This is a genomic window from Pseudorhizobium banfieldiae, assembly GCF_000967425.1.
Taxonomy (GTDB): domain Bacteria; phylum Pseudomonadota; class Alphaproteobacteria; order Rhizobiales; family Rhizobiaceae; genus Neorhizobium; species Neorhizobium banfieldiae.
The window spans coordinates 3,065,166-3,089,866 of the sequence record NZ_FO082820.1; the positions used below are offsets into that span (position 1 = coordinate 3,065,166).

Here is a 24,701-nt window from a genome sequence, read left to right on the forward strand (position 1 = left end):
CCTCAGTCGTAGCGGCGCCAGACGACGCGGTTCACGTAGTCGGTGTAGCTGTGGATGATGCGCACGACTTTATCCGAGACGTTCGGCATCGAGTAGTCGGCGACGAGGCGCAGGCCGCGTTCGGCGCCACGCGGCTGTGTGTCGAGAATGGCAAGGGCTTGGCGCACGCGGTCGGGCGACAGCCCGACCATCATCACGGCGGCCTCCTCCATACCCTCCGGCCGTTCATGCGCCTCGCGCAGGTTCAGCGCCGGGAAGTTGAGGATCGAGGCCTCCTCGCTAATCGTGCCGCTGTCCGACAGCACCGCGCGAGCTGACTTCTGCAGCCGCACATAGTCGTGGAAGCCAAGCGGCTTCATCAGGCGCACCAACTCGTGGAACTTAGACCCCGTTGCCTCGACGCGCTTCATAGTGCGCGGATGGGTCGAGACCACCACGGGTAGCCCATAATCCTCGGCGACACCGTTAAGGATGCCCACCAGTCGACCGAAATTGCGGTCGGTGTCGATGTTCTCCTCGCGGTGCGCGCTGACCACGAAGTAGCGGCCTTCTTCAAGGCCGAGCCGGGCAAGCGCGTCGGAGGCGTCGATGCAGTCCAGGTAGTGATGTAATACCTCGAACATCGGGCTGCCGGTCTTGATTACCAGGTCCGGCGGCAGGCCCTCGCGCAGAAGGTATTCGCGAGCAATCGAGCTGTAGGTCAGGTTAACGTCCGCCGTGTGGTCGACGATCCGCCGGTTGATCTCCTCCGGCACGCGTTGGTCGAAGCAGCGGTTGCCCGCTTCCATGTGGAAGACCGGCACCTTGCGGCGCTTGGCGGGGATGACCGACAGACAGGAGTTGGTGTCGCCCAGCACCAGCATCGCGTCCGGCATCTCCTCGACCAGTACGTTGTCGACCGCCCCTATGATGTTGCCGATCGTCTCGGACGGGCCAGCGCCGGCCGCGTTGAGAAAGTGGTCCGGTTTCTTGACGCCGAGGTCGTCGAAGAACACTTGGTTGAGCTCGTAGTCATAGTTCTGGCCGGTATGCACCAGCACGTGGTCACAGTGGTGGTCGAGCGCTGCCATCACGCGCGACAGCCGGATGAGCTCCGGCCGCGTTCCAACTACGGTCATAACCTTGAGCTTCTTCACGGCTTCACCTTCGCTGCAATGGTGTCGGGACGGGTGCGGTCGAAGATCTCATTCGCCCACAGCATGACGATCAACTCGTCGTCACCGATGTTGGTCACGTTGTGTGCCCAGCCGGGGATCGTCTCCACGATCGTCGCTTCGCCACCATGGATCACTAGTTCGAAGGTCTCGCCGGTAACGATCTGGCGGAAACCGAAGCTCGCCGTCCCCTTGATGACAAGGAATTTTTCCGTCTTCGAGTGGTGATAGTGCTCGCCGCGGGTGATGCCAGGATGGGCGGTGAAATAGGAGAACTGCCCGCTGTCGCGCGTCTTTAGCATCTCCACGAAGCTGCCACGCGGGTCGGTATGAACCGGTACGGTATAGGTGAAGGCGGCAGGTGCAAGGAAGCTCAGATAGGTCGCGTGCAGCGCGCGAGCGAGGCCGGTGCCAACGGGTGGCGTCGTCAGGTCGTCGCGGCTTGCCGCGAACGAGCGAATCATATCGGCGACCGCGCCGACCGTCGTCTCGTAGACGGGCGCAGCTTCGAGGAACCCGCCGGGCGCAGCCTCGTCACGCGCGAGCGAAAGGAATGCCTCAACGACGTCGTCGACGTAGACTAGGCGAAGCGGCGCCCCCGGGTCGTTGATGGTGATCGACAGGCCGTGCGCGATGTTGTGGCAGAAGGTCGCGACCGCCGAGTTGTAGTTCGGGCGCGACCACTTGCCAAAGACGTTGGTTAGTCGGAAGATGTTGACGCCCGCGCCTGTCCTGGCGCCGTAGGCTTTGACGATCTCCTCGGCGCGGCGCTTGCTCTGCCCGTAGGGATTGTCAAGCGCTGCCTGTGTCGAGGACGAGACCACAATCCGGGGCGGTTTCGCCAAGCCTGCCAGCACATCGCACAACTCCGCGGTGAAGTCGGCGTTTCCGGTCGCAAACTCCGCCGGATTGGTCGGCCGGTTCACACCCGCCAAGTGGAAGACGAGGTCCACACCCGCGAGACGGCGTGAAAGTTCGTCCCGCGGCGTGCTCCGCACGATCCTAACGATGTCGGTCTGGCCGGTCTCTCCCAGTCGAACATCCAGGTTGCGCCCGATGAAGCCTTCAGCGCCGGTGATCGCAATCCGCACGGCCTCAGTTCTCCGGACCGGCGGTGTCGCCGCTTGCGGCGCGTCGGACATACTCGACCTTCAGTAGGAGCGCCTTCATGCCCTCCACGTCGAGCCGCTCGGTGTTGTGCGAGTTGTAATCCTCAGTGCGGTTGAGGCGCTTCTCACCCTGCTCCACGAACTTCGAATAGTTCAGGTCGCGTCCGTCCGCTGGTATGCGGAAATAGCCGCCCTCGTCGATCGCAGTCGCCAGTTCCTCGCGGCTCAGCAGCGCCTCAAACAGCTTCTCACCATGGCGCGTGCCGATCTCGATCACCGGATGCTCGTGTTTGCCAAGCACCTGCTTGACGGCGTGCGCGAGCACCTCGACGGTCGCTGCCGGCGCTTTCTGCACGAAGATGTCACCATTGTTTCCGTTTTCGAAAGCGTAGAGCACGAGCTCCACGGCATCCTCAAGCGTCATCATGAAACGCGTCATGGTCGGGTCAGTCAGCGTGATCGGCAGCCCAGCCCTGATCTGCTCAACGAAGAGAGGGATTACGGAGCCGCGGGAGGCCATTACATTGCCATATCGTGTACCGCAGATGATCGTACGGGTGGCGTCGAGGTTGCGCGATGCAGCCACCATCACCTTTTCCATCATGGCCTTGGAGATGCCCATGGCGTTGATCGGGTATACCGCCTTGTCTGTCGACAGGCAGACGACCCGCTTCAGGCGCGCCGAGATCGCGGCTTCGAGCACGTTCTCCGTGCCCAGCACGTTGGTGCGCACGGCTTCCATCGGGTGGAACTCGCAGGACGGCACCTGCTTAAGCGCGGCGGCGTGGAAGCAGTAGTCTACCCCGCGCATCGCACGCTCGACGCTGTGGCGGTCGCGCACATCGCCCAGATAGAATTTGAGTTTCCCGTTATCGAAATGCTTGCGCATGTCGTCCTGCTTTTTCTCGTCGCGGCTGAATACTCGAATCTCACGGATATTCGTGTCCAGAAACCGCCGAACGGTTGCCCGACCAAATGAACCTGTTCCTCCGGTAATCAGCAGAACTTTATCTGAGAACATGAAGCCACCTTTCTTCTCACTCGGCTAGTACCGCGGGCACCTTGGCAGAATCAAGTTGCAGCTTGGCCTTGCGGCAAAAATGCCTTCCTTGTTAGGCACAGAAATCCTAGTAGGGACAAAAGGAAGGGCATTATGTTGAACTGCATAGCGCTGATCACAGCACGCGGTGGCTCCAAGCGACTACCGGGAAAAAACATAATGCGGTTCGCCGGCCGACCGCTCATCCAGTGGACCTGCGAGGCTGCCAACGCCGCTGCAGTCGTCCGTCGAACAATCGTCTCCACCGACAGTACTGACATTGCTGACGCGGCCCGCGCGTCAGGAGCAGAAGTACCTTTCATACGACCTGCCGAGTTAGCGGGAGACAACTCGTCGCACTACCAAGTCATCGCACATGCGCTTGACTGGATTGAGACGGATGAAGGGTCACTGCCAGACTTTCTATGCCTTCTCCAGCCGACCTCCCCCCTGCGGACAGGCGAGGACATCGACAAAACGGTCACTTTGGCTGCAGAATCAGACGCAGACAGCGCGTTTTCCGTATCACCCGTCGCGACACATCCGGAACTGATTTACCGCCTTGCCGATAACGGAAAAGCGTCCAATTTCCTGCCGCCCGCTACAGGCTATCGTCGCTCCCAGGACATGGAGCCACTTTTCCACGTCAATGGCGCGGTGTACGCTATACGCCCCCACAGCTTTCGACAGCGCCAGACGGTCGTGTCGTCCGGTGCTCTGGGTTACGTGATGCCACCGGAGCGGAGTATAGACATCGACAACGAGGCAGATTTTGTCTGCGCCGAAGCGTTAATGCTGCGATTTCAATCCAAGCGGATCGCCAGCCTCTCCGACAATGGATCCACAACATGAAGCACCCCCTGCACGAACTTGCAACTGGCCGCGCTGATTCGCTTTTTGAAGCGGACATCACACAGTCCGAAGCACCGCTACGGGCAGCCATCACGGGCAAACGGGTACTTGCGATCGGAGGGGCCGGCTCCATCGGTTCCTCTACCGTCCTCCAAATTGCAATGCGTGATCCCGAAGTTCTCCATGTCATCGACCAGAACGAGAACGGCCTCGCCGAACTCGTCCGGCAATTGCGCTCGCAGCCTGACCTCTGGTCGGCCCGCGACTTCCAAACGCTTCCACTCGACTATGGTTCTGCCGCCATGAGGCACCTATTGGCATCGCAGCCCCCTTACGACCTGGTGCTAAATTTCGCCGCATTGAAGCACGTGCGATCTGAGAAGGACCCGTTTTCAACCCTACAAATGTTTGAGACCAACCTCCTGAAGCAAGAGCGATTGATGCACTGGCTTGCTGGAACGGGCTTTGCGGGTCGTTTCTTCACTGTCTCCACGGACAAGGCAGCGAACCCATCCTCGATGATGGGAGCATCCAAACGTGCAATGGAGCATGTTCTGTTCAACTCTGCCGCGGCGGCCACACTATCCGGCACCAAAACTTCCGCGCGTTTTGCAAATGTTGCCTTCTCCAATGGGTCGCTGCTCCAGGGTTTCGAGAACCGTCTCGCTCGTATTGAACCGCTGGCAGCGCCGCGTGATACCCGGCGCTACTTCGTATCGTTACGTGAATCCGGCGAACTGTGTGTGCTTGCCGCAGCGCTGGCGCCGGACCGCACTATCGTCATCCCTCGTCTCGACCCAGAAAGACACCTCGTGCCGCTACAGACGATAGCAGAAAGTTTCCTCCGCTATCACGGCTATGAGCCGGTACATTATTTCGACGAACTCGAAGCTTGCGCAGCCGTGAAGCACGAAGCGGAGAAAGGTCGCTGGCCGCTGCTATTAACGGCTCTCGATACCTCAGGGGAAAAGCCCTACGAAGAATTCACAACACCGCGCGAACGAACGTGCGAAATCGGGCTACCCAACCTACTCGCAGTCGAATACCTCGCCGCTGACCGCGCGGCCATTGACGCTATGCTACGAGCGACGGAAGGCTTAATGAGCGGCGCTTTCGCTGGCTCCTTGAGTAAGAAGAAGCTGAAGGATGTGCTTGCTATGGTTGAACCCGGTTTTCTAGCTACACACAAGGATGCCATCGCCAATTTGGATCAGAGGCTTTAGAAGATGGAGGTAGGAGTGACTAGGGATATAGAAAGCAGACCGGGAGAAGTGACGCTGCTGGCGCTGATCGCGGCGGTTGTTGAAGCTTGGAAGTGGTTCGTAACGATACCGCTCGCAGCGGCCCTCTCCGTGTATCTAATCCTTCTACAGCTAGGGGTAGACCACCAATCGACAGCTATCTTGAAAAGCGATGAAGCCGCCGCTCTTTTGAACTCACCTCTCGTCTTGGGGCCGACCATCGAAGAGCTTAACATGCGCGATGAGCTGGGATCGAGCATGAACGATGCCATTGAGGTGCTTTCCCGACGACTCTCGATCAAAGAAGTTGCACCGGATATTATCCAGGTATCGATCATGGATCGAGATGCCGAGCGCACGCAGTTATTATTGACGACGGTCATCAGGAATTATGCTCGTCAGATCGCCCCCCGTGGGCAGGAGCGGGAACAGATTGAAGGAAAGATTGCCGCACGTAGCGCGGCCTTGGAGCAACTGTGGGAATATGCCCAAGTACTTCAAAGTGAGAGGCGGTCCTCCGAAGTTGTCACAGGCGGTTCTGGGGATGCGGCCCTGGGCTACGTGGAGCTTGTTCGTGAGATTTTGGAGAAGCAGGACGACATAACTGAACTTCAACGTACGCTTGAGGGACTTCCCAAAGACGATATCCTGCAGGAACCCACCTTGGCTGAAGCAGAGGTCAAGAATCGGTTCACCTTCTCGGCTTTGGCAGCAATAGCGGCTGGTCTCCTCATAACGTTTATCGTACTTGTACGCGAGACGGTTCGACGTGCGCCTGAGGATCTCTTGGCTTTACACGATCTTAAGCGAATCAAGGCTGCTCTCCCCTTCTCCCGGCGACCGTGACAGATAGCCGCAATGGTCCGTCTGGAGCCCGTCGGCAACATGGCACCAGGCAAAGCTGCGGTGCAGTATACGACGCATCGGCTTGGCCCCCAGCGTCAATGAACTGCGTCTGACAACCCCAGGGCGTATGTGGATGCTCCCGCTTGGCAAGAAAAACGTTCCGTCAGCTAATCCGGAAGGCGCTTCAGACAGCTTTGGTTCTCACTAAATTAACCACGTTTTCTGAAACTCGTCATTGTGCTTGAATAATCGATTGGTACCACCTTATGTTGGTGGAGTGCACAAGCGTGTGCACTCCAAGCGGTCCCCGCCGGTGCTGGTAACACCGACGAGAACCTGACCCTCAACCTTCTTCCGAAAGGCATTGGGCTATGAAGATTCATATCGAGATTCGACCCTCGGGCAAAGTGCCCGCATATTTCCATTCCGTTCGCGGTGCGAATGCGCTGCTGCCTATCTAGGCGCTTGCAGCTCTTCACTCACCACTTCTAGCGTTTCTGCGCCCGAGTCCGCCGATGTTGCCCCAGGGCCGCATCTCGTGATCTGCGCGTGCACGCAAAACCAGAACGGGATCCACATGATCAATCCGAATTCTAATGGCCTACTGGCCAATCCATCACCACTGCCTTCAACTGCGTTTTCACACCTTCTCCAACCACTCATAACACATGCTCTGGAACAGTCCTGTGATCCTAGCAGTATGAGACTTGCCGCATCTGGCCAATTGACGGCGCTCGAAGCCACCGGCCGTAGCCTCGCCGTCGCAGAAGGCCGTTTGATCGAAGCAATTGTCACTACGCTTGCCCGACAAAGCGTCAACCATGCTGTACTTGTTGGCATGAAGCTGCCCGTTTTGCCAGTCGCGGCAGAGCTCGTCCGGCGCAACAGGCTCGCAGAGTACAGCCGCTTATCGGTTGATCCAGATAGTAATACCCGCACCTCCTACCATCCTGACCTCGTCCTCGTTGACAGGTCACGGCGAAGCGCGATCGTTCTTGATGTCAAACGGTCGCTCGGCGGCTACAACGGAAGCGGCAGCCTGCTGAAGCTCAGGCAGCGAATGGAGGCGGCCGCCTGCGTGCTCCCTGAACTGCTATGGCGGGATCATCAGCGAACGGTCGTGGAAACGGTAGGGATCGCTATCATCGACGCGTCGAGGACCTGCGACGAGATTGACGAGGGCATCTGGGGCCTGTCGCAGATAGATGAGTTGCTGAGTGTGGAAGGTGCCGGTGCGGCTGCCCTCGCAACTATCGATGCCTTCCGCCAGTGTATAAAGACGCGATGGAGATCTGCTGTCGCATCTGAGAACAGGAAGCAGGATACTGGGGATCCGGTCCAGAAATCTCTGGAAGATGATCCAGTGCGATGTGCTTGCGGCAGTGCGTCTGAACGAAGGCCTGTGCGGCCGGTAACCGTAGGCATCTTCAGGCCCAACGCGAAGTTGGCACACTAGGTGTTCAGTCCCGGCATTTGATGGATCGGATTGATGATGAATTGATCCGGCTCTGAAGTCCACCGTTTGCAGATAAACTCGTATGGCGTGAGGCCCTTGAGTGTCTTCAGACGGCGACCGAAATTGTAAGCGTCGATGAAGTCCTGGAGATGCCGGCGCAGCTGATCGTGGCTGTCGTAGTGGAAGCGCTTGACGGTGGCATCCTTGATGGTGCGGTTCATGCGCTCCACTTGTCCGTTCGTCCACGGATGGTTGATCTTGGTGAACCTGTGCTCGATGCCGTTCTCGTGGGATCGCATGTCGAACATGTGGGTCATGTATCGCGCTGTCGGCCCGTTGGCGTGGCGCGGCGGAAAGCGGAACTGGATGCCGTTGTCGGTGAGCACGGTGTGGATCTTGTAAGGCACCGCCTCGATCAGAGCGACGAGGAAGGCTGACGCGGTGACGCGGGTTGCCTTCTCGACCAGCTGAACGAAAGCGAACTTGGAGGTCCGGTCGATTGCGACGAAGAGGTAGAGCTTGCCTTCGGCGGTCTGCAGCTCGGCAATATCGATATGGAAATAGCCGATCGGGTAGCTCTTGAACTTCTTCTTCGCCGGCTTGTCGCCCTCGACGTCTGGCAGTCTCGAGATGCCGTGACGCTGCAAACAGCGGTGCAGCGATGAGCGCGTCAGGTGCGGGATGGTCGGCTGGAGCGCGTAGAGACAGTCGTCGAGCGGCAGCAGCGTATGCTTGCGGAAGGCGACGACAACCGCCTCGTCTTCCAGCGACAGCACCGTGGAATGGGCCTCCTTGGGCCCGGTCGGCACATCGGCGACCGACGACCGCTTCTTCCACTTCGCCACGGTCTTCTGGTTGATCCCGTAGCGCTTGGCCAGAGCCCTCAGGCTCTCTTGACTATGTTGTATCGCTCGACGGACCGCCTCTGTCGTCGTGGCGCTGCCGTGAAGAACTTGACCCATAGTGCATCCCTCCATTCATGCGAAAAGAGTGCACCATCAAAGTCTGGGATCAAACATCTAGTCCGAGCCTTCCACCTTCCGTCTTCGTTTCATTTGCCGCGTCTGGAGGCCTCTCCGACGCAGGGAGCACTCATGCCATCACAAGAGATCAAGATCCATCGCGACCGACTACACGAGCATGTCTCAGCCTTCCAGCCAAATGGGGGCGTACATCATTCGCTTCACATAGTCAGCCGAAGCAGCCGCCTGACAAGTACACGATCACTGAAGAGTCTATCCTCGTGGTGAATAGCCCCGAGTTTCGTAGACAACCGTCGGGTCTATGTTTTCTGCACGCGCTCGAACTCAACGGGCGACAGCATCCCGTTTCTGACGTGCTTGCATTTCGGGTTGTAGAACATTTCGATGTAGTCGAACACGTCCTGACGAGCTTCGTCGCGTGAACGGTAGACCCTGCGACGTATCCGCTCCCGCTTCAGAAGATTGAAGAAGCTCTCAGCCACTGCGTTGTCATGGCAATTGCCGCGGCGGCTCATCGAGTGAACCAGATTGTAGTGTTTGAGGAACGAGGCCCAGTCCATGCTGGTGAACTGCGAGCCCTGATCCGAATGGACCAGAACCTGATCCTTGGGCTTGCGTCGCCAAACCGCCATGAGCAAAGCCTGCAGCACGACGTCGGTGGTTTTACGGCTCTGCATTGACCAGCCGATCACCCGGCGCGAATAAAGATCGATGACGACGGCGAGATAGGCGAAGCCCTCGCAGGTCCTGATGTAGGTGATATCCGTCACCCAGGCCTTGTCAGGAGCCGTTACGTCAAACTGCCGGTCAAGCGTGTTGTCGACAACGACGGAAGGCCTGCCGCCATAGATGCCGGGACGACGCTTGTAGCCAATCTGCGCCTTGATCCCGGCAAGCCTTGTCAGACGCGCGACGCGGTTCGGGCAGCACGCTTCGCCCTGGTCGAGCAGATCATCGTGCAGCTTGCGATAGCCGTAAACCTTGCCGCTCTCCTCCCAAGCCTGAAGCAGGAGATCGGTCTGTCGTTTGTCTTCGCTGGCCCGTTTGCTCAACGGGTTCTTCAGCCAGGCGTAGAAGCCGCTCGGGTGTACATGGAGAAGCCGACACATCGTCCGTACCGAGAAGCTCAGGCGATGCAGGGCAATGAACGCATACTTCACTTTGCATCCCTGGCGAAGTACGCGGCCGCTTCCTAAGAAACATAGTCTCCAGCCGTCATGGGTGCCAGCTCATAGCCCATGGACCGGGCGCGACGCTGGAGGTTCGCAATGACGCGACCGCGATGCCGTTCATCGTAGGCCGCAGCTCCTGGGTCCCGATAGACCATTCCAATCGCAACGCATTGTAGAACAGGACTGCAATCTTCCGCGCCGTCGCTGTCACTGCCTTCTGCTTACCGATGCGCCCTGCCAACCGTCGGTAGAACGCACCGAGGGCAGTGTCACTTCGCCCGATCGTGGTCGCAGCCAACCGCAACAATGCTGCCGCTCGACTGGACGAGCGACGAGTTCGTGATGACAGCACTTTGCCTCCGGAGATCTTGTTGCCGGGTGCGAGGCAGAGCCACGATGTGAAGTGCTTGGCAGAGGGCCATGTCCTCAAATCCGTTCCGCATTCGCCGATGAGCTTTAGCGCGAGCGAGGGGCCGAGGCCGTGAATCTGGGTCAAATCTGTCCGGGTGAGACCGTAGAGTGCAGCTCGTACATCGAAGGACGGTGCATTTGTCTGTTTGGTCTTCGTCCGGACCTTTGGTAGCGGCGGGAGCGGAGCTTCAGGGTCCACGGTCATGGAAGCAATCGACGCTTCAAGCTTGCGGTCACATTCGAGCATCTTCGCCTGGTAGAAGTCGTAAAGCTCCAGTGACTGGGAAAGGCCAAACACGTGCTCATCACGATCATTGCCGATCAGGGATGCTCTGATTGTTTCGACAGACGAGTGGCAGCGAACATCACGCAACGATGCCAGAACGTCGGGATCGCGCTCGCCGGAGACGATCGCACGGATGATCTTCATGCCCGTCGCGCCGGTGATGTCGGAGACAACATGGTGGAGCTGTAGGTTCATCTCCATCAAGGCCTTCTGCATATGCTGGATATGAGCTGCCGCATACTCGACCAGCCGTTCTCGCTGACGCAGGTAAGCACGCAGAGTTGCGACCTGCGCGTTCGGCCGAAAGCTGCCGCGCAGCAGGCCATAGGAATGCAACTGGCGAAGCCACGCCGCATCGCTGACGTCGGTCTTCCGACCCGGGACGTTCTTTGCATAGCGGGCGTTGACCAAGATCACCTCGAAGCCGTGCTGCTCGAGGATCTCGAAAGCCGGTATCCAGTAAACGCCGGTCGACTCCATCGCCACGCTCGTGACACCGCAGGATCTGAACCAGGCAGCCAGATCATGCAAGTCGTGGGTGAAGGTGCCGAATGCGCGGATCGGCATATCGGCACTATCCGGATTGACCGCAGCCATATGCATCGTGGACCCAATGTCGATAGCCGCTGCTCCAGGGTTCATGCGGGTGAGGTTTTGCGGCATAGATGAACTTGGCTTGGCATGGCTTCTCCTCCTGTGGATCGGGAGGGGCTGGGCTGCGCAAGTTCGACATTTTCCTAACCGGGATCACCGCCGAGGCGGCGTCACCACTCTCAAGTCCGCAACAACCCATGTGCCACGTTTTTTAACGGGGTCGATCGCCTCCAATAAGCAGTCGGCAACTCCCCTCCGGCGGGCAGCGTAGCACAGCCTGTTTCTACCGCGCACAGGCGAACCGAAGCCCGTGATCGTTTTTTAGGATGTCGCGCTCCTCGGTGACACGAACCAACTCCTTCTTCAGTCGCCTAATCTCGTCGGCTTCGTCGCCGGCCTTCCCGTTCGATGCGCCGAACTTCTTCTTCCACTCATAGAGCGAATGCTGGCTGACCCCGAGCCGCTGCGAAACCTCCGCTACGGGGTAGCCGCGCTCGGTGATCTGACGCACCGCATCACGCTTGAACTCTTCCGTGAAATTGCCTTTGCCCATGAACGCCTCCTTGCCTCAGTCTTAGGGAAGAAGGCGTCTACAAATCTAGGGGCTATTCACGTCAATAAACAGCTTGAGGCGTTTTCTGGCGGTCCCGATGTCCTTGTTGTCGCCTTCATTCGCGCCTGCCCTGGCAGAGAGATACTCGTCTGCAACCTCACTGAACAAAGGCGCAGTCGAAGGAGGACGGGGAACATAACGGCGATCAAGCAGGACGTCAGGCACCCGCTTTCCAAGTTTTGTCAGCTCCTCTTGCTTGACCCACACGGCGAACGGGACGTTTACCGGAGCCGCTGGCATTGGAGGAACTGGCGGAGAAGGCGTGGCAACGGCGGGTGGAGACGGTAGAATGAGTGGAGGCTGCAGAGGCGCAACCGATACCGTCTGGTCCGACGTCGCTGAAGCAACGGATTCGGGTGATACCGAAGCCGTCAGCTTCTTGGAATAGGTGTCGATGAGGAGATCGGCATTGTCTACGATGACCTCGTCGAACGGCTCTCCTGCTTCCCTTTTACGTGCTTCGCTCCGAACCCGGACGATCCCCTTCATGGCGTCCATGGCCGCCTTCTGCGACGGCGACCGGGGATCGAAACTTGACCGCATCTCATGATGCTTGATCTTCAGTAGGGTCTTCAGCGCAACGAGATTGTGCTCGGGCGTCTCCTCTGTCAGCAGCTCCTGCGGCTGGATTGGAAAATGCGTGTCGTCTGACGTGTCCAATGCCGTTAACCCCTCGCAAAACAACCGAGCTTCCGCAGCCAGGATATCCGCCAGATAGCGCGCCTGCTGATAGGCACATGCCCCAAGGCTCAACCGGACCGGCGGCATGTCGGCCGTTCCACCGAGTTTCTTGGGCAGGCGTATCTGGAAGATATACACGGTCCCCTGCCGAGCGAGATAAGAGCCCAACCCCCGCTTGCCAAGTCGGCGCGGCGGCTTTGATTCGCACTCACGACCTGTTACATGAGGGTGGACATAGCTTGTTACATTCATCGCGAGACTCCTGATGTTCGGGCCTTGGGCCGGAATTAAGCCAGGAAGTACAGGAGCTTAGCGATAACTGGAGGAGAGTGACTGTCCGACCTGGGAGATAGGTGACATTTCGTACCGGAGACATGGGTAACACTTTTCGACTTTGTCGGGAGGTGTCGATGCCGTGGAGAGAGACTTCGGTCATGGAGGAACGTCTACGATTTGTCGCCCGGCTGCTTGAGGGCGAAGGCATGAGCGAGGTGTGCCGAGCGTTCGGCATCTCGCGCAAGACCGGCTACAAGATCTTCAACCGCTACAAGGATGATGGCCTAGAAGCGCTGACCGATCGATCCCGACGGCCGGTGCGCTATGCCAACCAGTTGCCGGATACGGTTGAGGCGATGATTGTTCGCCTCAAGAAGGAGAAGCCTTACTGGGGTGCCAGGAAGATCAGGGAACTGCTCGTCAAACGGCTGGCCGGCGATGTGCGCATTCCGGCAAAGAGCACCGTACACGCCGTACTCGATCGTCATGGCCTTGTGAGCCAGGCCCGCAAGAGGAACCGGGCGAACAAGGCCGTCGGCACGCAGCTATCGGCAGCACCTGGTCCCAACGATCTCTGGTGCGCCGACTTCAAGGGCGAGTTCAAGCTGGGCAACGGCCAATACTGTTACCCCTTGACGATCACCGACCAGCTCTCGCGCTATCTTCTGTGTTGCGAGGCCTTCGAATCGACGCGCGAACAGGGTGTCTTCGAGGCCTTTCGGCGGGTTTTTGCCGAGCGGGGCCTACCGGCCGCGATCCGCTCCGACAACGGCCTGCCCTTCGCCAGTCCCAACGGGCTCTACAATCTGTCAAAGCTCTCGGTCTGGTGGCTCAGGCTCGGCATCGCCCTCGAGCGCATCCGTCCCGGCCACCCGCAGGAGAACGGCCGCCACGAGCGCATGCACCTGACGCTCAAGAAGGAAGCGACGAGGCCGCCGGGCCGCAATATCCTGCAGCAGCAGATGCGTTTCGACGGTTTCGTCAGCGAATTCAATGAAGAACGGCCGCATGAGGCGCTGTCTATGAAGGTACCGGCAGAGCTCTACACCACATCGCCCAGACTCTATCAGGGCCTGCCGGACATCGACTATCCCTTCCACGATCGCGACGCCATCGTCACCAACTGCGGGCGGCTTTGCATCCATCGCAAGAAGATCAATATCTCGACGGTGCTGGCCGGACAGAGGCTCGGGCTCAAGGAAGTCGACGACGGCATTTGGCTCGTCAGCTTCATGCACTATGATCTCGGATATATCGACCTGGAGCAGAGAACATTGCAAACCATCGACAACCCGTTCGGCACGAGGTTGTCACCCATGTCTTAGGGACAAACCGTTACCTATGTCTCCGGGTCGGACAGACCAACCCATGGCGGAGAGGGTGGGATTCGAACCCACGATACGGTTGCCCGTATGCCGCATTTCGAGTGCGGTGCTTTCGACCACTCAGCCACCTCTCCGCTTCGCTGGTCGGCGCTCTTGAAGCGCGGGCTGTCTCTTAGCGATGAAAGCCGAGGCTGGCAAGCAGCAAATCCGCGTCCAGCCATGCTTTTTCCTTGACAGTTTCGCCACCCTCGCCTATGCCCGCTAGCGATCAGGCGTGGAATGGATTCCATGCCGCTTTCTTTTGTGCGCAAGCCGATGTGCAAGCGCCCGACTTCCACCGGCGGAAGGTAAGGACCGACCGCTCAACGACTGACAAAAAGACGGCCGCCTTCGGGCAGAGCCGGAACGAACATGAAAGGATAAAAAATGTTCGCAGTCATCAAGACCGGCGGTAAGCAGTACCGCGTCGCGGCAAACGATGTGGTCACCATCGAGAAGCTCGACGCCGAAACCGGTTCGACGATCGAATTCAACGAAGTCCTGGTGGTCGGCGAAGGCGCCGATGCCAAGTTCGGCGCTCCCTTCGTGAAGGGTGCGACGGTCAAGGCCGAAGTGGTCGAGCACAACCGCGGCAAGAAGGTCCTGTCCTTCAAGAAGCGTCGCCGCCAGAATTCCAAGCGGATTCGCGGCCATCGCCAGCACCACACGGTTGTCCGCATCACGGACATCTTGGCTTAAGTCGATCAGGGTTTCTAAGGTTTAAGGAGAACACCAATGGCACACAAGAAAGCTGGCGGCTCGTCGCGTAACGGTCGCGACTCCCAGTCCAAGCGCCTTGGCGTGAAGAAGTTCGGCGGCGAAGCCGTCATCGCGGGCAACATCATCGTGCGCCAGCGCGGTACGCAGTGGCATCCGGGCGCCAATGTCGGCCTCGGCAAGGACCATACCATTTTTGCGCTGACCGCCGGCAATGTGAACTACCGTACGAAGGCCAATGGCCGCGTGTACGTGTCCGTAATGCCGAAAGCGGAAGCAGCGGAATAAGCCGGTAGCGCTCTAAAACAGCCGGCGTCTCATCGACCCGGCTGGCACCACCAGGTTTCAGTCCAGAAGAAAGGGAAGATGGGGCGCCACCCATCTTCCCTTTTTCTTTTGATCCACAAGGAGGACTGAACCATGCAAGGCGAATTGATAAGGGTGAGCCAATCACGGCCGCCCGAGGAACGGCTGAGACCCGAGCGGTCAAGGAGCGATTGCCCTGTCTTACTGTCGCAGAGACTGGTTCTGCGCGCTCCTCACGAGGAAGACATCGACGCCCTTGCCCATCTCGCCAACAATGCGAACATCGCCACCATGGTGTCCCGCATGCCGCATCCCTACACGGCAAGAGACGCGGCCGACTTCGTGCGACGCACGAACAGCGGCGAGATCGGCAAGTGCGTCTATGCCATTACGCGCAGCGACAATGGCGCGTTCCTCGGTTGTTGCGGCCTGGAGCCGCAGGAAGACGAGAGGACAGTCGAGATCGGCTACTGGCTCGGCGAGCCGCACTGGAACAAGGGTTATGCGACTGAGGCCGCCCATGTCCTGATCGACATGGCCTTCCGTACCCGCGACATCGACCATATCGACGCGCGCTGCCGGGTGACCAATGTCGCGTCACGAAGGGTGATCCAGAAGTGCGGCTTCCAGTTCCAGAGCTCCGGCATGATCGGATCGCTGGCGCTAGGCGGCATGGTTCCGGTCGAGTGGTTCCGGCTTGACCGGAAGACCTGGATGTCGCTCAGAAGCTGGGGAGAACTCCGATGAGCTCTGCCCTTCTCGAGCGCCACCGCGTGGAAGCAAGGACGCCGGGGCCCTGCCCCGTCGTCGCCACGTCGCGTCTCGTCCTGCGCCCGCACCGGCTTTCGGATGCCGGCAGCATCACGGAATCGCTTGGCGATTTTTCGGTGGCCCGAATGTTGGCACGGGTGCCGCAACCTTACGATCGGCAGGATGCGCTCGACTGGTTGCAGATTCAGGTCTCAGCCTCCGGTATCGGCTGGTCAGCTGCGATCACGATGGGGGACGATGTCCATATCGGTACCGTTTCACTCGAGCCACGGGCTGGTGCCTGGCGCCTCGGTTACTGGCTTAACCGCTACTACTGGGGACGCGGGATCATGACCGAGGCGACCGGCGCCGTTCTGGATCGCTTCCTCCGGCGCATGCAGGACGTTGCGATCGAATCCGGCGCCTTCGCCGACAACGCCGCTTCCCTCAAGATTCAGCAGAAGCTCGGCTTCCGTATTACCGGTTGCAGCGAGATGTACAGCCTTTCACGGAACGCCATGGTCGCACACATAGATACGCTTCTCGAACCTGAAGATCTCCGCCGGCCATGAATTCCAGCCCTGGCGGCTGGCCAGTCTGGTCGGCTGCCACGGCAACAGCTACGCCTTGCAGCGGAAGGTACTTGTCCCGCCACCGGTTCAGCCCATTCCGGACGGTGTGTTATTGACGGGCTTCGTGATATGTTTTGACCTCCGCCTGAACGGCCTATATCGAACCCACGATGTTCCACACCCGGTGGAACCGTCGCCAACACGAGACGAATGGCAGCACGATGAAATTTCTCGACGAGACGAAGGTGTATATACGCTCCGGTGACGGCGGGGCGGGAGCAGTATCGTTCCGGCGGGAAAAATTCATTGAATTCGGAGGTCCGGACGGAGGCGACGGCGGTCGCGGCGGAGATGTCTGGGTGGAAGCCGTCAACGGTCTGAACACGCTGATCGACTTCCGCTACCAGCAGCACTTCAAGGCGAAGGTCGGCATGCACGGCATGGGTCGGAACCGAACCGGTGCCAACGGCGATGACGTGACGCTCAAGGTCCCCGTGGGGACCCAGGTTCTGGAAGAGGACGGCGAGACGCTGATCGTCGATCTGACCCAGGAGGGGCAGCGTTTCAGGCTCGCCAAGGGCGGCAATGGCGGCTTCGGGAACACTCATTTCAAATCATCCACCAACCAGGCACCCAATTGGGCCAATCCCGGTCTTGAGGGCGAAGAAAAGACGATCTGGCTGCGGTTGAAGCTGATTGCTGACGCCGGTCTTGTCGGCCTGCCGAATGCGGGCAAGTCGACCTTCCTGGCCACTGTGACCCGCGCCCGCCCCAAGATCGCAAATTATCCCTTCACGACGCTCCACCCTAACCTTGGCGTCGCCACGATCGACGGTCGCGAGTTCGTGTTGGCAGACATCCCCGGCCTGATCGAAGGTGCACACGAGGGCGTCGGCATAGGCGATCGCTTCCTCGGCCATGTCGAGCGTACGCGCGTTCTGCTCCACCTCATCTCGGCTCAGGAAGAAGACGTTGGCAAGGCCTACAGGACGGTCAAGCATGAACTGGAAGCCTATGATGGTGGGCTTGAAGACAAGCCAGAAATCGTGGCGCTGTCACAAATCGACGTCCTGGACGACAAGGAACTGAAGAAGAAGGCCAAGGAACTGGCGAAGGCATCCGGCTCGCAGCCCTTCCTGATCTCTGCTGTAGCGGGCAAGGGTATGACCGAGGTCCTTCGAGCGCTTCGCGATGTCATTGTCGAAGAGGCAGGCGAGAACACGGCACTACCCGACCGGAGTTCTCGTTGGGCGCCTGGCGACGCGGACGGGGAAACGCGATGAGCACCTCTCGTAAGCCACTGACGAGCCACCGGCGCATTGTCGTCAAGATCGGCTCGGCGCTCCTCGTCGACAGGAACACCGGGCTGAAATCGGAATGGCTGGATTCCATCTGCAAGGATATCGCTGCGCTCAAGACCCGGGGCATTGATATCCTCGTGGTCTCCTCAGGCGCAATTGCCCTCGGACGCACAGTGCTTGGCCTGCCGGGCGGGGCTCTCAAGCTGGAGGAAAGCCAGGCAGCGGCGGCCGTCGGGCAGATCGCGCTCGCACGGGCCTGGTCCGAAAGCCTTTCCCGCGATGACCTGATAGCCGGGCAGATCCTCCTGACCCTGGGCGACACGGAAGAGCGGCGCCGCTACCTAAACGCCCGCGCAACAATCAACCAGTTGCTCAAGATCGGCGCCGTTCCGATCATCAACGAGAACGACACTGTCGCGACGTCCGAAATCCGCTACGGCGACAACGACCGTCTCGCCGCCCGCGTCGCGACCATGACCAGCGCCGATCTGCTTGTGCTTCTTTCGGATATAGACGGCTTGTACACAGCACCGCCACATCTCGATCCCGAAGCGCGCTTCCTGGATTCAATCCTCGCAATCACGCCGGAGATAGAGGCAATGGCGGGGGGCGCGGCTTCGGAACTGTCCCGGGGCGGCATGCGCACCAAGATCGATGCCGGCAAGATCGCCACGAGCGCCGGTTGCGCAATGATCATTGCGTCCGGAAAGGACAAGCATCCCCTCGGCGCTATCGACAAGGGCGCTCGCTCCTCCTGGTTTGCGCCCTCGGGCAGCCCCGTGGCCGCACGCAAAACGTGGATCGCCGGCCAGTTGCAGCCGGCGGGAAAACTCGTGGTCGACGCCGGTGCGCAGGCCGCTCTTGGTGGCGGAAAGAGCCTGCTTCCTGCCGGTGTGGTCTCGGTCGCGGGGAATTTTCACCGCGGAGACACGGTGGCGGTGATAGGAACCGATGGACGCGAGGTCGCCCGCGGGCTCGCCAGCTACGATGCCGACGAAGCCCGACAGATTGCCGGTCGCAAGTCTGGCGAGATCGAAGCCATCCTCGGTTATCCGGGACGCGCTGCCATGGTTCACCGCGATGATCTCGTGGTGACCCTGTGCGGCAGCCTGGGGGAGCACCAAAGTGATGTTAAGGACCCTGCCCATGCTTGACCTCGTCACCACGAAGACCGACGACGTGACAGCCCTCATGGATGAAATCGGCCGCCATGCAAAGGCGGCTGCCAGGCAGCTTGCGCTGGCATCCAGCGAGACCAAGAACCGGGCGCTGAATGCGATGGCGGATGCGCTGCTCGCTTCGAAGAATGCAATTCTGGCCGCCAATGCAGAGGACTTGCGCGCAGTCGAAGGCAAGGGTCTCCAGGCATCCTTCGTCGATCGCCTGACGCTTTCCGAGAAATCCATTGCCGCCATGGCGCAGGGATTGCGGGAGATCGCAGAGCTGCGTGATCCCGTCGGGGAGACGATCGCCGCCTGGGAGCGCCCGAACGGTCTCCGGATCGAAAGGGTACGGACGCCGCTTGGCGTGATTGGTGTGATCTATGAGAGCCGCCCGAACGTGACGGCGGATGCCGGCGCGTTGTGCCTGAAGGCCGGCAACGCAGTCATCCTTCGCGGCGGCTCGGATTCCCTCAACTCCTCGCGCGCCATTCACCGCTGCCTCGTTGAGGGCCTGCGTTTAGCCGGGCTGCCAGAGCATGCAATCCAGATCGTACCGACGGGTGACCGCGCTGCAGTCGGCGCCATGCTGACCGGTCTCAACGGTTCAATCGACGTCATCGTGCCGCGCGGCGGCAAGAGCCTTGTGGCACGCGTGCAGAACGAGGCCAGGGTGCCAGTGTTCGCACATCTCGAAGGCCTCTGCCACGTCTATGTCGACGCCTCAGCCGACCTCGAGATGGCGAAGCGCATCGTGGTCAATGCGAAGATGCGTCGGACGGGCATCTGCGGGGCCGCCGAAACACTGCTGATCGATAGTGCCGCAATCGGCACCCATCTTATGCCTCTGTTGGAGGCGCTGACTGCGGCCGGTTGTGAGATCCGCGCTTCGGCTGCGGTCCTGAAGGTATTTCCCGGATTGAAGCCGGCAACAGAGGACGACTGGCGGACGGAATATCTTGACGCAGTCATCTCCGTCGCCATTGTCGACGGCATTTCGGGCGCCATTGCGCATATCAACACCTATTCCTCCAACCATACCGAAGCAGTGATTGCCGAGGATCCGAGGGTCGTAGAGCGGTTCTTCAACGAGATCGACTCGGCGATCCTGCTGCACAATGCCTCGACCCAGTTTGCTGATGGCGGCGAGTTCGGAATGGGCGGCGAGATCGGGATCGCGACCGGAAAGATGCACGCGCGCGGACCGGTTGGCGTCGAACAATTGACCTCGTTCAAATACCTGGTGCACGGCACCGGCCAAATCCGGCCCTAGCCGCCTGTGGAGAGCGCCTCCGTCGCCCCTCGCTATCTGTCAATGCCGCATGTGGAGCGCGGCATGGCCGTCGGCCTCTTCGGCGGCTCCTTCAACCCTCCCCACGAGGGCCATCTGCTGGTGGCGGAGATTGCACTTCGCCGCCTCGGCCTTGACCAGCTCTGGTGGATGGTGACGCCGGGGAACCCGCTGAAAAGCCGAACCGAACTGGCGCCGCTTGCCGATCGTATCACCCTTTCCGAAAAGCTGGCGCAGGATCCGCGGATCAAGATTACTGCCTTCGAGCAGGCCCTCGGGAGCCCTTATACTGCCCACACGCTCGCCCATGTCAGGAGGCACAGGCCCGGCATCCATTTCATCTGGATCATGGGCGCAGACAGCCTCCGGACGTTCCACCGGTGGCAGAAGTGGCGCTCTATCGTCCAAACCTTTCCGATCGCCGTCATCGATCGTCCCGGCTCCACCCTTTCCTTCCTCTCGTCACGAATGACGCGGACCTTCGACTACGCGCGTGTTGACGAGGACGATGCTGGCATTCTGTGGCGGAAAACCGCTCCTGCATGGACTTTCATCCATGGCCCCCGCTCCGGCCTCAGTTCGACGAGCTTGAGGTTGGCGGGCACTTAGTCTCCCGCACCAGCCCTTCATCACGTTTCTCACGTCTTGCTTGAAAGATGGCCCCTTCGATGCCACCTTTAGGTAGCGGCCGGAGAGTCCGGATTCGCTGACAGTGCTGTAGCTGTTATTTGGAAGAAAGGAAGAACCCTGACAACAGTGCACACCAAGGGAAAGATGCCTGGCATCCTCCCGCAGAGACCGGAACGTGGCGCCGATGCCGCGGCCCGCGCTCTCGAACTGGTCCTCGCAAGCCTTGAGGACTCCAAAGCCGAAGACATCGTCACCATCGACATCGCCGGAAAATCAGCACTGGGAGACTACATGGTCGTAGTCACCGGGCGGTCGAACCGGCACGTCAGCGCCATCTCCGATCACCTTATCCGCGATTTGAAGGCGGAAGGCCTCGGCGCCCCTCGGGTCGAGGGTCTGGAGAGCGGCGACTGGGTTCTGCTCGATACGGGCGACGTCATCATCCATGTGTTCCGACCGGAAGTCCGGGAGTTCTACAACATCGAAAAGATGTGGGCCGCTCCCGACCTCGAGGAAGAAACACTTCACTGACCGGTTGTTAGGGCTGCCCTGACCCGGTAAAGCCGATCGTAGTGCGCGGCTGCGCTCACCCGCGAGCCGCCAGTACTTGGTCGGCCTTCTTGCAGGACAGGACATGCGCATCAGCCTCTTTGCCGTGGGACGGCTGAAATCCGGCCCCGAGAAAGACCTTGCGTCTCGGTACCTCGATCGCTTCTCCAAGGCCGGCCCTGCGGTTGGCCTTGAATTTTCGCGATTAATCGAGGTGCCGGAAAGCCGCGCATCAAATGCCGACACCCGCAAGAAAGAAGAAGCCGCCAACCTCCGGAACTCCTTGCCGGAAGGAGGCGTCCTCGTTCTGCTCGACGAGCGCGGGAAATCATTGGACAGCGAGAGTTTCGCCCAGATGATCGGCCGCTTCAACGACAGCGGCAAACGGGACATGTTGATCGCGATCGGTGGCGCGGACGGACTGGATCCGGATCTCCATTCCAGGGCCGACGCCGTGGTAAATCTCGGGATCATGACCTGGCCGCACCAGCTCGTCCGCATCCTGATCGCCGAGCAACTCTATCGGGCGGTCACGATTATCGCCGGCCACCCGTATCACAGGGCCTAGGCCGCCATGTGGTCATGTCGCGCAAATCAGCTTACCTTGACGGCGCGGCGAACGGTAGAGAGATGAACTTCACGTCACGAAAGACAATTCGGCGCGGGGGCCGTGTCCTAATAACCGGGATAGCAACGGCGCTTCTCACGGTGCCGACGCTTCATTTATCTGCGCCACGTGCCCAGGTTCTCGAGCAACCGATGACGCCTCAGGATCCGACGCTGGAACTCCAGCGTAAGCGGGACGAGGCGCGCCAGGAGTTGAACGTCCTCGGCAACACGATCAGCCTCTCGGTCGAGAAGACGGACGCGATCGAGCAGACAATAGCCGAATTGGAGAAAACGACAGCCAACCTGCGCCAGGCGCTCGTCGACTCGGCGAGCCGCCGCAAGGAGCTGGAGCAGAAGATCCAGGATAGCGAGGAAAGACTGGCGCGGCTTCGGCTGCGGGAAGAAGAAATCCGACATTCGCTTGTGGCAAGGCGCGCTCTTCTGGCGGAAGTCTTGGCGGCCTTGCAGCGCATGGGCCGCAATCCACCACCCGCCCTCCTCGTTAGCCCCGAGGACGCGCTCGCCTCGGTGCGGAGCGCCATCCTGCTTGGAGCCGTCGTGCCGGGCATGCGGGCCGAGGCGGATCGCCTGGTGGCGGACCTGGAGGCCCTTGCAAAGCTGCAGACAGAAGCGACGGCTGAGAAGGCCTCGGCGTCCCAGACCATGGCTGAAGGACTCGAGGAGGAAAAGCGCATGGACATGCTGCTGGCGGAGAAGGAAAAGCTCAGCCGGCAGAATGCCGAGGAACTGGCAGCCGAGCACCGCCGGTCGGAGGAACTGGCGGGACGGGCTACCTCACTGGAAGGCCTGATCCAATCCCTCGAAGGGGAGATATCCTCCGTACGCGAGGCGATGGAGCAGGCACGACTCGAAGAGGAGCGCCAGCGTCGCCTTTCGGAGGAAGAACGGGAGCGGGCGAAGCAACGGGCCGAGAGCATTCTGCCTGACAAAAACCGCATTACGCCCGCATATGCCTTTTCCAGCCTGAGGCAGAAGCTCGATCTTCCGGTAACGGGTGAGATTTTGCGGAGCTTTGGTGAACCAGACGGGACGGGACATTCTGCGGTGGGCATGACCGTTGCTTCAAACCCTGGTGCAGTCGTGACAGCTCCGTCTGATGGATGGGTGGTGTTTGCCGGCGCTTTTCGAAGCTACGGTCAGATGGTCATCCTGAATGCGGGCGACGGCTATCATCTTGTTCTGGCGGGAATGGATGAGGTTCGTACGCGGCAGGGCAGGTTCGTTGTTGCCGGCGAACCGATCGCCGTGATGGGTAACAAAAGAGTGGCGAGCGCTACGGCATTGACGCTGGAAACGGATCGCCCGACACTTTACATTGAATTCAGGAAGGATGGGTCTCCGGTCGATTCTAGGCCATGGTGGACCGCCAAGGAACTCGGAAGGGCACGAAATGATTCGTAAGGCTTCTCTGGTGATCGTCGGCGCTCTGATGGGTGCCACGGCCATGAGCGTCATCTACTCGGCGGGAGTGCCGGCGCAGGCTGCCGGTCCTTCGACCTATAAGGAACTGTCCATTTTCGGTGACGTCTTCGAGCGGGTGCGGGCACAGTACGTGACGCCACCCGACGAGAGCAAACTCGTCGAGAACGCCATCAACGGCATGCTTACCTCCCTCGACCCGCATTCGAGCTTCCTGAATGCGAAGGACGCCGCGGACATGCGGACCCAGACTCGCGGCGAGTTCGGCGGTCTCGGCATCGAAGTCACCATGGAAAACGAACTAGTGAAGGTGATCGCGCCCATCGATGATACGCCGGCATCCCGTGCCGGTATCCTCGCCGGCGACCTGATAGCGGAAATCGACGGTGAGGCCGTGCGCGGCCTGAAGCTCGAGGAAGCGGTCGAGAAGATGCGCGGTGCGGTCAACACGCCGATCAAGCTGACCATTCTTCGCGAGGGCGCCGACAAGCCTCTCGATATCACCATCACGCGCGAGATCATCGCGGTTCGCGCCGTCAAGTCGCGCGTCGAGGGAGACGTAGGCTACCTCCGGGTGATCTCATTCACCGAGAAGACCTATGACGACCTCGAGAAGGCGATCGAGAAGATCAAGACGGAAGTCCCGGCCGACAAGCTGAAGGGCTACGTCCTCGACCTGCGCCTTAACCCGGGCGGCCTTCTGGATCAGGCAATCAACGTCTCCGACGCCTTCCTTGAGCGCGGCGAGGTGGTCTCCACGCGCGGCCGCAATGCCGACGAGACCCGCCGGTTCAATGCCGGGCCCGGCGACCTCACGGATGGCAAGCCGGTCGTGGTGCTGATCAACGGTGGCTCTGCCTCGGCATCGGAAATCGTCGCCGGCGCCCTGCAGGACCTGAAGCGGGCAACGGTGCTCGGCACCCGTTCCTTCGGCAAGGGTTCCGTCCAGACGATCATTCCCCTTGGCGAAAGCGGCGCGCTCCGGCTGACGACAGCACTTTACTACACGCCTTCCGGCACCTCGATCCAGGGCACTGGTATCAACCCGGACATCAAGGTCGATCAGCCGCTGCCCGAAGAGCTTCAGGGCAAGGTGCGTGCCGAAGGCGAATCGAGCCTGCGCGGCCATATCCCCGGTCAGAACGAGACGGATGAAGGCTCCGGCTCGGTCGCCTACGTCCCGCCGGAGGCAAAGGACGACGTGCAGTTGAACTACGCCCTCGATCTGTTGCGCGGCAACAAGACCGACCCGAGCTTCCCGCCGAGCCCGGACAAGGCGGCAGCGGTAAAGCAGTAAGA

At 60.1% G+C, this 24,701-nt stretch carries 22 protein-coding genes, 1 tRNA gene and 3 pseudogenes; 17 read left to right on the forward strand and 9 right to left on the reverse strand.

The features are described from left to right. Positions 1-2: 2 nt before the first annotated feature. From wecB to NT26_RS15055, 3 genes are read right to left on the reverse strand one after another with little or no spacing between them, the layout of a single operon-like run. Positions 3-1,136, reverse strand: a complete 1,134-nt coding sequence (gene wecB, locus NT26_RS15045; RefSeq protein WP_052639890.1) for a non-hydrolyzing UDP-N-acetylglucosamine 2-epimerase — start codon at positions 1,134-1,136, stop codon at positions 3-5. Continuing rightward, the gene (gene wbjC, locus NT26_RS15050; RefSeq protein WP_052642238.1) at positions 1,133-2,245 is read right to left on the reverse strand and encodes a UDP-2-acetamido-2,6-beta-L-arabino-hexul-4-ose reductase; all 1,113 of its coding nucleotides are present in this window, start codon (positions 2,243-2,245) and stop codon (positions 1,133-1,135) included. Before wbjC ends, wecB begins: the two co-directional genes overlap by 4 nt. A 4-nt stretch (positions 2,246-2,249) precedes the next feature. Then, the gene (locus NT26_RS15055; RefSeq protein ID WP_052639892.1) at positions 2,250-3,284 is read right to left on the reverse strand and encodes an SDR family NAD(P)-dependent oxidoreductase; all 1,035 of its coding nucleotides are present in this window, start codon (positions 3,282-3,284) and stop codon (positions 2,250-2,252) included. A gap of 132 nt (positions 3,285-3,416) precedes the next feature. On the opposite strand from NT26_RS15055, the gene NT26_RS15060 reads away from it, so the two are divergent. From NT26_RS15060 to NT26_RS22805, 4 genes are all read left to right on the forward strand, one after another. After that, positions 3,417-4,154 carry an acylneuraminate cytidylyltransferase family protein gene (locus tag NT26_RS15060; RefSeq protein ID WP_052639894.1) on the forward strand — a complete coding sequence of 246 codons (738 nt, stop codon included), beginning with the start codon at positions 3,417-3,419 and terminating at the stop codon, positions 4,152-4,154. Then, a complete protein-coding gene (locus tag NT26_RS15065; RefSeq protein ID WP_052639896.1) occupies positions 4,151-5,377 on the forward strand; it encodes a polysaccharide biosynthesis protein in 1,227 nt (408 codons plus the stop codon). The genes NT26_RS15060 and NT26_RS15065 overlap by 4 nt, the downstream gene beginning before the upstream one ends. A 15-nt stretch (positions 5,378-5,392) precedes the next feature. After that, positions 5,393-6,241 carry a GumC domain-containing protein gene (locus tag NT26_RS15070; RefSeq protein ID WP_152338629.1) on the forward strand — a complete coding sequence of 283 codons (849 nt, stop codon included), beginning with the start codon at positions 5,393-5,395 and terminating at the stop codon, positions 6,239-6,241. Positions 6,242-6,818: 577 nt separating this feature from the next. Continuing rightward, positions 6,819-7,697 carry a hypothetical protein gene (locus NT26_RS22805; RefSeq protein WP_152338630.1) on the forward strand — a complete coding sequence of 293 codons (879 nt, stop codon included), beginning with the start codon at positions 6,819-6,821 and terminating at the stop codon, positions 7,695-7,697. Here the strand turns inward: NT26_RS22805 and NT26_RS15080 are convergent. The 5 genes and pseudogenes from NT26_RS15080 to NT26_RS15100 all read right to left on the reverse strand — a co-directional run bounded on the left by NT26_RS15080 (position 7,694) and on the right by NT26_RS15100 (position 12,575). Further along, a complete protein-coding gene (locus tag NT26_RS15080) occupies positions 7,694-8,659 on the reverse strand; it encodes an IS481 family transposase (RefSeq protein ID WP_052639902.1) in 966 nt (321 codons plus the stop codon). The two genes, NT26_RS22805 and NT26_RS15080, sit on opposite strands and share 4 nt — an antisense overlap. A gap of 320 nt (positions 8,660-8,979) precedes the next feature. Beyond that, positions 8,980-9,864, reverse strand: a pseudogene (locus NT26_RS15085) (IS3 family transposase); the annotation flags it as partial. A gap of 8 nt (positions 9,865-9,872) precedes the next feature. Beyond that, positions 9,873-11,212, reverse strand: a pseudogene (locus NT26_RS15090) (IS110 family RNA-guided transposase). Between the two features lie 250 nt (positions 11,213-11,462). Further along, positions 11,463-11,696 (reverse strand): annotated as a pseudogene (locus tag NT26_RS15095) (transposase); the annotation flags it as partial. 45 nt (positions 11,697-11,741) lie between these two features. Continuing rightward, on the reverse strand, positions 11,742-12,575 hold the full coding sequence (locus NT26_RS15100; protein WP_052639908.1) for a hypothetical protein: 834 nt from the start codon (positions 12,573-12,575) through the stop codon (positions 11,742-11,744). A gap of 272 nt (positions 12,576-12,847) precedes the next feature. Between NT26_RS15100 and NT26_RS15105 the strand changes: the two genes are divergently transcribed. Continuing rightward, on the forward strand, positions 12,848-14,038 hold the full coding sequence (locus NT26_RS15105) for an IS481 family transposase (RefSeq protein WP_052636742.1): 1,191 nt from the start codon (positions 12,848-12,850) through the stop codon (positions 14,036-14,038). A 44-nt stretch (positions 14,039-14,082) separates the two neighbouring features. On the opposite strand, the gene NT26_RS15110 is transcribed toward NT26_RS15105, so the two are convergent. Next, positions 14,083-14,172: transfer RNA gene (locus NT26_RS15110), tRNA-Ser, on the reverse strand. Between the two features lie 292 nt (positions 14,173-14,464). Here NT26_RS15110 and rplU point away from each other — a divergent pair. The 12 genes from rplU (at position 14,465) to NT26_RS15170 (ending at position 24,699) form a co-directional block, all read left to right on the forward strand. After that, entirely contained in the window at positions 14,465-14,776 is a 312-nt protein-coding gene (gene rplU, locus NT26_RS15115) for a 50S ribosomal protein L21 (RefSeq protein WP_052639910.1), read from the forward strand. A 36-nt stretch (positions 14,777-14,812) separates the two neighbouring features. Further along, positions 14,813-15,082, forward strand: a complete 270-nt coding sequence (rpmA, locus tag NT26_RS15120; RefSeq protein WP_052639912.1) for a 50S ribosomal protein L27 — start codon at positions 14,813-14,815, stop codon at positions 15,080-15,082. A 132-nt stretch (positions 15,083-15,214) separates the two neighbouring features. After that, positions 15,215-15,847, forward strand: a complete 633-nt coding sequence (locus tag NT26_RS15125) for a GNAT family N-acetyltransferase (protein WP_052639915.1) — start codon at positions 15,215-15,217, stop codon at positions 15,845-15,847. Beyond that, the gene (locus tag NT26_RS15130; RefSeq protein ID WP_052639917.1) at positions 15,844-16,422 is read left to right on the forward strand and encodes a GNAT family N-acetyltransferase; all 579 of its coding nucleotides are present in this window, start codon (positions 15,844-15,846) and stop codon (positions 16,420-16,422) included. Before NT26_RS15125 ends, NT26_RS15130 begins: the two co-directional genes overlap by 4 nt. A 221-nt stretch (positions 16,423-16,643) precedes the next feature. Then, positions 16,644-17,705, forward strand: coding sequence for a GTPase ObgE (gene obgE / locus NT26_RS15135; protein ID WP_052639919.1), 1,062 nt, complete (start codon positions 16,644-16,646; stop codon positions 17,703-17,705). Continuing rightward, the gene (gene proB / locus NT26_RS15140; protein ID WP_052639920.1) at positions 17,702-18,877 is read left to right on the forward strand and encodes a glutamate 5-kinase; all 1,176 of its coding nucleotides are present in this window, start codon (positions 17,702-17,704) and stop codon (positions 18,875-18,877) included. Before obgE ends, proB begins: the two co-directional genes overlap by 4 nt. After that, entirely contained in the window at positions 18,870-20,156 is a 1,287-nt protein-coding gene (locus NT26_RS15145; protein ID WP_052639922.1) for a glutamate-5-semialdehyde dehydrogenase, read from the forward strand. The genes proB and NT26_RS15145 overlap by 8 nt, the downstream gene beginning before the upstream one ends. 42 nt (positions 20,157-20,198) lie before the next feature. Further along, positions 20,199-20,783: a nicotinate-nucleotide adenylyltransferase gene (locus NT26_RS15150; RefSeq protein WP_082077718.1), complete on the forward strand. Its 585-nt coding sequence runs from the start codon at positions 20,199-20,201 to the stop codon at positions 20,781-20,783. 165 nt (positions 20,784-20,948) lie between these two features. Further along, positions 20,949-21,335, forward strand: coding sequence for a ribosome silencing factor (gene rsfS / locus NT26_RS15155; RefSeq protein ID WP_052639926.1), 387 nt, complete (start codon positions 20,949-20,951; stop codon positions 21,333-21,335). A 103-nt stretch (positions 21,336-21,438) separates the two neighbouring features. Continuing rightward, positions 21,439-21,921 (forward strand): 23S rRNA (pseudouridine(1915)-N(3))-methyltransferase RlmH, encoded by a 483-nt coding sequence (gene rlmH / locus NT26_RS15160; protein WP_052639928.1) that lies wholly within the window; start codon positions 21,439-21,441, stop codon positions 21,919-21,921. Between the two features lie 62 nt (positions 21,922-21,983). Further along, a complete protein-coding gene (locus NT26_RS15165; protein ID WP_052639930.1) occupies positions 21,984-23,384 on the forward strand; it encodes a murein hydrolase activator EnvC family protein in 1,401 nt (466 codons plus the stop codon). After that, complete coding sequence (locus NT26_RS15170; RefSeq protein WP_052639932.1) at positions 23,374-24,699, forward strand: S41 family peptidase; 1,326 nt, start codon at positions 23,374-23,376, stop codon at positions 24,697-24,699. Before NT26_RS15165 ends, NT26_RS15170 begins: the two co-directional genes overlap by 11 nt. Positions 24,700-24,701: the final 2 nt, after the last annotated feature.

Coding starts and splice junctions, on each gene's coding strand:
- NT26_RS15145 (WP_052639922.1), top strand. CDS start 18,870: ATGCTTGACCTCGTCACCACGAAGACCGACGACGTGACAGCCCTCATG.
- proB (WP_052639920.1), top strand. CDS start 17,702: ATGAGCACCTCTCGTAAGCCACTGACGAGCCACCGGCGCATTGTCGTC.
- NT26_RS15150 (WP_082077718.1), top strand. CDS start 20,199: ATGCCGCATGTGGAGCGCGGCATGGCCGTCGGCCTCTTCGGCGGCTCC.
- NT26_RS15080 (WP_052639902.1), bottom strand. CDS start 8,659: ATGGGTCAAGTTCTTCACGGCAGCGCCACGACGACAGAGGCGGTCCGT.
- NT26_RS15125 (WP_052639915.1), top strand. CDS start 15,215: ATGCAAGGCGAATTGATAAGGGTGAGCCAATCACGGCCGCCCGAGGAA.
- obgE (WP_052639919.1), top strand. CDS start 16,644: ATGAAATTTCTCGACGAGACGAAGGTGTATATACGCTCCGGTGACGGC.
- rlmH (WP_052639928.1), top strand. CDS start 21,439: ATGCGCATCAGCCTCTTTGCCGTGGGACGGCTGAAATCCGGCCCCGAG.
- rplU (WP_052639910.1), top strand. CDS start 14,465: ATGTTCGCAGTCATCAAGACCGGCGGTAAGCAGTACCGCGTCGCGGCA.
- NT26_RS15165 (WP_052639930.1), top strand. CDS start 21,984: ATGAACTTCACGTCACGAAAGACAATTCGGCGCGGGGGCCGTGTCCTA.
- NT26_RS15065 (WP_052639896.1), top strand. CDS start 4,151: ATGAAGCACCCCCTGCACGAACTTGCAACTGGCCGCGCTGATTCGCTT.
- rsfS (WP_052639926.1), top strand. CDS start 20,949: ATGCCTGGCATCCTCCCGCAGAGACCGGAACGTGGCGCCGATGCCGCG.
- rpmA (WP_052639912.1), top strand. CDS start 14,813: ATGGCACACAAGAAAGCTGGCGGCTCGTCGCGTAACGGTCGCGACTCC.
- NT26_RS22805 (WP_152338630.1), top strand. CDS start 6,819: ATGATCAATCCGAATTCTAATGGCCTACTGGCCAATCCATCACCACTG.
- NT26_RS15170 (WP_052639932.1), top strand. CDS start 23,374: ATGATTCGTAAGGCTTCTCTGGTGATCGTCGGCGCTCTGATGGGTGCC.
- NT26_RS15055 (WP_052639892.1), bottom strand. CDS start 3,284: ATGTTCTCAGATAAAGTTCTGCTGATTACCGGAGGAACAGGTTCATTT.
- NT26_RS15060 (WP_052639894.1), top strand. CDS start 3,417: ATGTTGAACTGCATAGCGCTGATCACAGCACGCGGTGGCTCCAAGCGA.
- NT26_RS15130 (WP_052639917.1), top strand. CDS start 15,844: ATGAGCTCTGCCCTTCTCGAGCGCCACCGCGTGGAAGCAAGGACGCCG.
- NT26_RS15105 (WP_052636742.1), top strand. CDS start 12,848: ATGCCGTGGAGAGAGACTTCGGTCATGGAGGAACGTCTACGATTTGTC.